The organism is Chitinophaga sp., assembly GCF_035564935.1.
In the GTDB taxonomy this organism is placed as follows: Bacteria; Bacteroidota; Bacteroidia; order Chitinophagales; family Chitinophagaceae; genus Chitinophaga.
Window position 1 is genome coordinate 1 of sequence record NZ_DATMTE010000921.1, and the last position, 7,495, is coordinate 7,495.

Here is a 7,495-nt window from a genome sequence, read left to right on the forward strand (position 1 = left end):
GTAAAATCAGCGTAATCAGTGTTCCAAGACAATTTAAGCGCCGAAGGCGCTATTTCGCTGAGAACACCCGCGGCCTGCGTTGTTCGAGTAGCAGGAAGTCCGCCAGTACCATAGCGGTAACGGCTTCCAGTACTACGGGTACGCGCAGCGCAATACAGAGGTCGTGACGGCCCTTCACACTGAAGGTTTCCACTTCCCCGCTTTTGATGTTGAGGGTTTGCTGTTCTTTAGGCGTGCTGGACGTAGGTTTTACAGCGATACGGAACACCAGCGGATTCCCGTTGGAAATACCTCCTACTACACCGCCTGCATGATTGGTGGCTGTTTTTCCTGCTTTATCAACAATCGGATCGTTGTGTTCCAGTCCCTTCATTTTGGCGGCGGCAAAGCCAGCGCCAAATTCAATGCCTTTGATGGCAGGAATCGCAAATACGGCATGTGCCAGTGCGGATTCTAATGAATCAAAAAAGGGTTCACCCAATCCGATAGGCAACCCGTTTACTACACATTCCACGATGCCGCCTACTGAATCTTTGGCTGCAATAGCCGCTTCCAGCCCGGCTTCGGGATCAGGATTACCGCCTACTTCCGTAATGGTGGCATTTACCTGAACCTCTTCTCCGAGGATCTTCTTCGCTATTACGCCGGCCGCTACCAGGTTGAGGGTAAGCCGGCCGCTGAAGTGACCGCCGCCACGATAATCTTCAAAGCCGCCGAATTTTTCAGTAGCTACAAAATCGGCATGACCCGGACGCGGAAACTCACGCAGCTTTTCATAATCAGTGCTGCGGGTATTGTTATTTTCAAAAAGAATGGTCACAGGTGCACCGGTGGTGAAATCGTTAAAAACCCCCGACTTGATAAAGGGCAGGTCTTCCTCCTTACGGGGCGTAGTGCCCCTGGACCCGCCTTTACGGCGCTCCAGGTCTGCCAGGAAATCTTCCTGCTTTAAAGGTATACCAGCTGGTATACCATCTATATTTACGCCGACGCTGGCGCCATGTGATTCTCCAAAAACGTTTACCCTGAATAATCTGCCAAAACTGTTCACACGCTGATGATTTAAAGTGAAATTATACGGTTACTGCCACCTTGCCGCCCAGCAATTCCAGGTGATCATAAAATTCCGGGTAGGATTTATTGATCGCTTCCGCACTGTCGATGATCACAGGACCATCGGCTGTAAGCGCCGCCACGGCACAGGCCATGGCAATACGGTGGTCGTTATGTGAATGTACCCTGGCGCCTTTAATACCGGTGCCGCCATGTACCAGCATGATATCGCCTTCAAGGTCTATTTTAATCCCCATCTTACCAAATTCCGCCTGCAACGTTATACCACGATCGCTTTCCTTATGAGCCAGGCGGCTCACACCTTTAATTTTCGTAGTGCCGTTACAGTTAGCAGCCAGCGCCACCAGCGGGGGGAACAGGTCGGGGCAATCGGTAGCATCTATTTCAAATGCATTCAATCCTCCCTTTTCTATATTTACGGTAAACACACCAGACATCAGGTGTGCGCCCGCTTTTTCCAATGCTTCAAGGATCGCTTTATCCGACTGGGCAGAAGAAGTGTTCAGGTGCTGCACTTCCGCCTTACCCGCTACCGCCGCTGCTACCAGCAGGAATGCAGCGCCGCTCCAGTCGCCCTCCACCGTATAGTCGCAGGCGTTATATGCCTGCTTCTTTCCGAAATGGAATGTTTCAAAGTTCTTTTCTTCCACCTGAACGCCAAAGTGCGCCATCAGCTGGAGGGTTAACGCAATGTATGGTTTGCTTTTCAGATCAGTTACGGTAATGGTCACATTTTCTGCTACAGCGCCATAGGCCATGAGCAGGCCGGTGAGGAACTGGGAACTGAGAGAGCCATCGATAGTAATATCTTTTGGATGTAATGGTCCCTGGATATGAAGGGGCAGTTTACCGCCTTGTGTGGAACATTTCACATCGAGCTGGGGTAATACTTCTTCAAAAAAATCCATGGGCCGGGTAGTTAAACTACCGTGTCCTTCTATGGTAATAGGCAGTGACGATAATGCTGCGATGGGTGTAAACATACGGATACCCAAACCCGATTCGCCGCAGTTGATTTCATCATAAAACGGCGCCACACCATTACTGGTGATTTCGAAATAGTCGGCTTCCCGTTTGATCTTAGCGCCCAGGTTTTCGGCTACTTCCAGTGCTGCCAGGCAATCGTTGCTCAGGCCGGGGTTACGGATAATGCTCTTTCCTTTTGCCAGCAAAGCCGCTGCTACAGCGCGCTGCATGGCGCTTTTGGAAGGATTGGCCGTAACCGTGCCTTTAATGATGGCTGGTGATACAGTAACTTGCATATGTATATTTCGTCTGCCTTTAATTAATTAGAAAAAAATTTACAATTCCTGCAGTAACAACTTCAGTTCTGCAATGGGAATGGGCATGGTGGTTGCTTTCCCGATCTCTTCCAGCAATACAAAGTGTATTACATCTTTCTCTCTTTTCTTATCCAGTTTAAAGATGTCGAACACAGCATCTTTATCAGAGTTGAAAGCTACGGGCAGATGATAATCGCTGATCAGTTTTATCAGCCGTACCGTTTGATCTGCCGGCAGGTTCATCAGCTTTTCCGAAAAACGGGTAGCGGCTACCATTCCTATAGCCACCGCATTTCCATGTGCAATATGCTCCAGCTTCTCCACCGCATGTCCGAGCGTATGGCCAAAGTTGAGCCACCTGCGGGGGCCGTTCTCCAGCTCATCTTCCAGCACCACTTTTGTTTTTGCTGCCACTGATTTTTCCACCAGGTATTGCAGCACTTCCACATCGCGGGCCAGCGCTCTTTCTTTGTTGTTTTCAAGATAATCAAACAGTGCTGCATCCATGATACAGGCATACTTGATGATCTCTGCAAAGCCGTTGTGCCACTCTTCCGCCGGCATAGTAAGTGGCAGGGCATAATCGAAAAAGATAAACTCCGGCTGGCGGATAATACCCAGCAGGTTTTTCTGTTTACCATGACTCACCCCGTTCTTTCCACCGATAGAGGCATCTACCTGCGCCAGTAAAGTAGTAGGTACAAAGCCAAAAGGGATTCCACGCATATAAATGCTGGCGGCAAATCCTGCCACATCGGTGAGCATTCCGCCACCAATGCCTACCAGCGTGGTTTTACGGTCGGCTTCGTAAGATATCAGACCATCAATGATCTTATCTACCGTTGCCATATTCTTCAACTCCTCTCCTGCGGGCACCACAATTTTTTTCCAGTTGTGCAGATGATGACCGTGATGGTATTCTACATTTTCATCTATTACCAGTACTGTTCTCTGACGGTTTACATGATTGCCCAACTCCATCAGGCTTGCTCCTAAAAAATAGGTGGTTTCCTGCTGTTGAAACTGGTGGGTTTGTATTTGCATGAAGCGGTTCGCTTTTCTGTTAGGAAAACTACTGCCGGCTGTTGATACTAACAACAGCCGGCGGCTGATGGATCTACTTATCTTCGTTCATTACTTTATTCTGGCGGTTGATGGATTCCAGGTGCACTGCATCGAAATATTTCACGATGAAGTCTTTGGTCAGTCCCAGTTTCTCACCTTTGGCAACAGCGCGGTCCAGTATTTCGTTCCAGCGGTTTGTTTGCAGGATGGTAATGTTATTTTCTTTCTTGTATACACCGATCTTCTCTGCAATTTTCATACGGTTGCCGAGCAGCAGCATGATTTCATCATCCACCTGGTTGATCTGTGCACGCAGTTTTTCCAGTGCTGAGTTGAAGTCTTTTTTATCAGAGTGTTCCCTTCTCCAGGTGATGCCATCGAGCAGTTCGGCCAGTTTTTCAGGGGTTACCTGTTGTTTTGCGTCGCTCCATGCGTTGTCGGGATCCACATGTGTTTCCAGCATCAGGCCATCGTAATCGAGGTCAATTGCTTCCTGTGAAACTTCCTGCAGGATATCGCGGCGGCCGGAGATATGCGAAGGATCGCAGATCATAGGCAGTTCGGGCATACGGCGTTTCAGTTCAATAGCCAGGTGCCACATCGGTGCATTACGGTATTGGGTGTTGCCATAGCTGGAGAAGCCACGGTGAATTAAACCTACTTTACTGATACCTGCTTTCTGGATCCTTTCCACGGCGCCGATCCACAGTTCCAGGTCGGGATTGATAGGATTCTTAATTAAAACGGTGGTGTCCACACCTCTCAGCGCATCAGCTACTTCCTGTACAGAGAAAGGATTTACGGTAGTACGTGCGCCTACCCACAGAATATCCACACCGAAATGCAGCGCGTCTTCCACTTGTTTGGCAGTAGCCACTTCCACCGCCAAAGGCAGGCCGGTGATTTCGCGGGCTTTCTGCAGCCAGGCCAAACCTTTTGTACCAATGCCTTCGAAAGAACCGGGGCGGGTACGGGGTTTCCAGATACCGGCGCGTAAAACGTCCACTTTTCCTGTTTTCTGCAAGGCAAGCGCGGTGGCTAATACCTGCTCTTCGGTTTCTGCACTGCAGGGTCCGGAAATGATCAACGGCTTTTTATCGGAAGACGGATCGGAGAATTTGGTTTTAGATAAAATCTGTTCCATTGTCTGTACCATAGTTATTGAAGTTAAGTAGATTATCAGAATTTAATTATTTCAGGATCTTCCTGATCTTATTGGATTTTTGAATCAATTTGTAAAAGGTATCGTAGTCTTCGTTTTCCAGCAATGTTTTCATTTGCTGCAACTGGCTGATATGTTCATCCAGCACATCGAGCACATTGCTGCGGTTGTGTTTGAAGATAGGCACCCACATATCAGGGGAGCTTTTCGCCAAACGCACCGTGGATTCAAAACCACCGCTCGCCAGTTCGAAGATGCGTCCTGATTCCTTTTCTTTTTTCAGTACGGTTAAGGCCAGCGCGAAAGAAGTAATATGGGAGATGTGCGACACATAAGCGGTGTGCAGGTCATGTTCTTCCGCATTCATATATACGGTGCGCATCTGCAGCTGGTCTACCATATTTTCCACTAATTCCAGGGCATCCTCATCACTGTTCTTCACATCGCAGAGTACCATTGTTTTATGTACGAAAAGGTTCCGTACAGCAGCGTCCGGGCCGGAATACTCGGTGCCGGCCATCGGGTGGGCCGCCACGAAGCGTCCCCTGTTGGGATGACCGGCAACGAGTTGCAGTATTTTTTCTTTGGTAGAACCTACATCCATAATCACCTGGCCGGGGCGCGCTTTATCCATGATGCCGGGCAGGGCCTGCAGTACGGCATCTACAGGGATGGCCAGTATCACCAGGCTGGAGCGCTTCATGGCATCTTCCAGGCTGGCCGCTTCATCAATGATGTTCAGCTCCAGCGCCCGTTGCAGGTGTTCCCGGCTCTGATCTACTCCAATGATCCGCTCTGCCACGCCCTTTTCTTTCAGCGTGATAGCGAGCGAGCCGCCGATTAAACCTGTTCCTATTATTGTTGCAATCATTTTACGTTGGTTTTGATACGTTCTATCGCTTCCTGGAAAACCTTTTCATCCTGGCAAAGGCTTACCCTGATATAGCCGTTACCGTTACTGCCGAATATTCCTCCCGGGGTAATGAATACACGGGCCTTCTGTAATATTTCATCAGTGAGCGTATAGCCGTTTTCGTTAGTAGCAGGTATTTTCGCCCAAACGAACATGCCTACCTGGTTTTTATCGTAGGTGCAATGCAGCAGATCCAGCAGTTGAAATACCTTTTCCCTGCGCGCACGGTAAATTTTATTCAAATCATCGTACCAGTCTTTTCCCAATTGCAGCGCCCTTACAGCGGCCATTTGCATAGGCTGGAACATGCCGGAGTCCATATTACTTTTAAAGCGCAGTACCTGTGCAATCCATTCTGCTTTACCCATCAGCATGCCTATACGCCATCCGGCCATATTAGACGATTTACTGAGGGAGTTCAGTTCCAGCACCACGTCTTTTGCTCCTTCAAACTGCAGTAAACTTTCGGGTTGTTCGTTCAGGATGAAGCTGTACGGATTATCGTGGCAGATCAGGATGTTATGCTGTTTGGCGAAAGCGATCAGCTTTGCGGCAAACTCCCTGTTTACTTTTGCGCCGGTAGGCATATGCGGGTAGTTCACCCACATCAGTTTCACTTTGCTCAGGTCTTTTTGTGCCAATGCATCCAGGTCGGGCAGCCAGTTATTTTCTTCCGTCAGGTCATAATCAACAACAGTAGCGCCACTCAGGTTCACTGCAGAGCGGTAGGTTGGATACCCCGGGTTCGGGATCAGGGCCTCATCCCCTTCCTGCAGGTAAGTCATGCAGATGTGCATAATCCCTTCTTTGGAACCTATCAGCGGCAACACTTCCGTATCGGGATTCAGCGTTACATTGTAATAGCGCTGGTACCAGTCTGCCATTGCTTTACGCAGGGCAGGAATACCTTTATACCCCTGGTAATTATGCGTATTGGGCAGAGCAGCGTTTTCGTTTAATGCAGCTACCACTGAAGGGTGCGGAGGCAGATCCGGGCTTCCGATGCCGAGGTTGATCACCTTTGTACCGGTTTGGTTCATTTCCTCAATTTCCCTGAGTTTTTTGGAGAAGTAGTATTCTTCTGTGCCTTGTAATCTTTTAGCGACCTGTATCTGCATAAAACTGATTAAAGTGTTTTTCCTTTTTTATAAATACCCAGCACTTTCAGGTGTTCGGTGAGCGACTCTATTTTCGATAATGCTTTTTCAAAATGAGCGGCGTTATCAAATTCCATATCGGCATGGAAGTAATAGTTCCATTCTTTTGCTGGGATAGGGAATGATTGGAGCTTCGACAGGTTGATGCCGGCCACTGCAATCTGGGTAAGCACCTTGGCCAGGCTACCGCGGTCGTGGCTGGTTTGAAAATATACCGATGCTTTATTGGCATCTTCAGGAGTGGCTATAGGCGTACGGGAAACTGCCAGGAAGCGGGTATAGTTATTTTTATTGGTGTGAATATTGGGCGCCACAATATCCAGTTCAAAGATCTCTGCCGCCAGTTTTCCTGCAATAGCGGCAGTACTTTTCAGCTTTTTTTGCCTTACATGTTTGGCGCTGAGGGCAGTATCTTCTGTTTCCACCAGTTTGATATGCGGGTATTTTTCCAGGAAATCCATACACTGCAACAGGGCCATGGGGTGCGAATGCACTTCCCGGATGTCATCCAGCGTTTGCCCCGGCAAAACCATAAGGTGCTGGTTGATTTGCAGGTAAATTTCACCGGTAATATGCAAACCGGAGTTTTTAATGAGACTGTAGTTTGGTAAAATGCTACCGGCAATTGAGTTCTCAATGGCCATGATACCTGCATCCACATCGGGTTCTTGTTTGGCTTTTTTTACCAGCTCTGCGAAGGAGGCGCAGCATTCTACTTCAGTTTGCTTACCGAAGTAGCTCTGGGCAGCTACCTGGTGAAAAGATCCTTCAAACCCCTGAATGGCAATTTTCATGTGTATGTGATTGATTTTATTTTGTTATAGTTGCTGTAGCAACTAGC

7 protein-coding genes are annotated in these 7,495 nt (G+C 48.5%); all 7 read right to left on the reverse strand.

All coding sequences use genetic code 11. The features are described 5' to 3' along the window. Positions 1-49: 49 nt before the first annotated feature. A complete protein-coding gene (locus VN105_RS23975; RefSeq protein ID WP_325644992.1) occupies positions 50-1,051 on the reverse strand; it encodes a chorismate synthase in 1,002 nt (333 codons plus the stop codon). Positions 1,052-1,073: 22 nt separating this feature from the next. Further along, complete coding sequence (aroA, locus tag VN105_RS23980; RefSeq protein WP_325644993.1) at positions 1,074-2,336, reverse strand: 3-phosphoshikimate 1-carboxyvinyltransferase; 1,263 nt, start codon at positions 2,334-2,336, stop codon at positions 1,074-1,076. Positions 2,337-2,375: 39 nt separating this feature from the next. After that, a complete protein-coding gene (gene aroB, locus VN105_RS23985) occupies positions 2,376-3,401 on the reverse strand; it encodes a 3-dehydroquinate synthase (RefSeq protein ID WP_325644995.1) in 1,026 nt (341 codons plus the stop codon). A gap of 73 nt (positions 3,402-3,474) precedes the next feature. Continuing rightward, positions 3,475-4,566 carry a chorismate mutase gene (locus tag VN105_RS23990; RefSeq protein WP_325644997.1) on the reverse strand — a complete coding sequence of 364 codons (1,092 nt, stop codon included), beginning with the start codon at positions 4,564-4,566 and terminating at the stop codon, positions 3,475-3,477. A gap of 46 nt (positions 4,567-4,612) precedes the next feature. Then, the gene (locus tag VN105_RS23995; RefSeq protein ID WP_325644999.1) at positions 4,613-5,455 is read right to left on the reverse strand and encodes a prephenate dehydrogenase; all 843 of its coding nucleotides are present in this window, start codon (positions 5,453-5,455) and stop codon (positions 4,613-4,615) included. Then, positions 5,452-6,615, reverse strand: coding sequence for a pyridoxal phosphate-dependent aminotransferase (locus VN105_RS24000; RefSeq protein WP_325645001.1), 1,164 nt, complete (start codon positions 6,613-6,615; stop codon positions 5,452-5,454). Before VN105_RS24000 ends, VN105_RS23995 begins: the two co-directional genes overlap by 4 nt. A gap of 8 nt (positions 6,616-6,623) precedes the next feature. Further along, positions 6,624-7,448, reverse strand: a complete 825-nt coding sequence (locus tag VN105_RS24005) for a prephenate dehydratase (protein WP_325645003.1) — start codon at positions 7,446-7,448, stop codon at positions 6,624-6,626. Positions 7,449-7,495 lie beyond the last annotated feature (47 nt).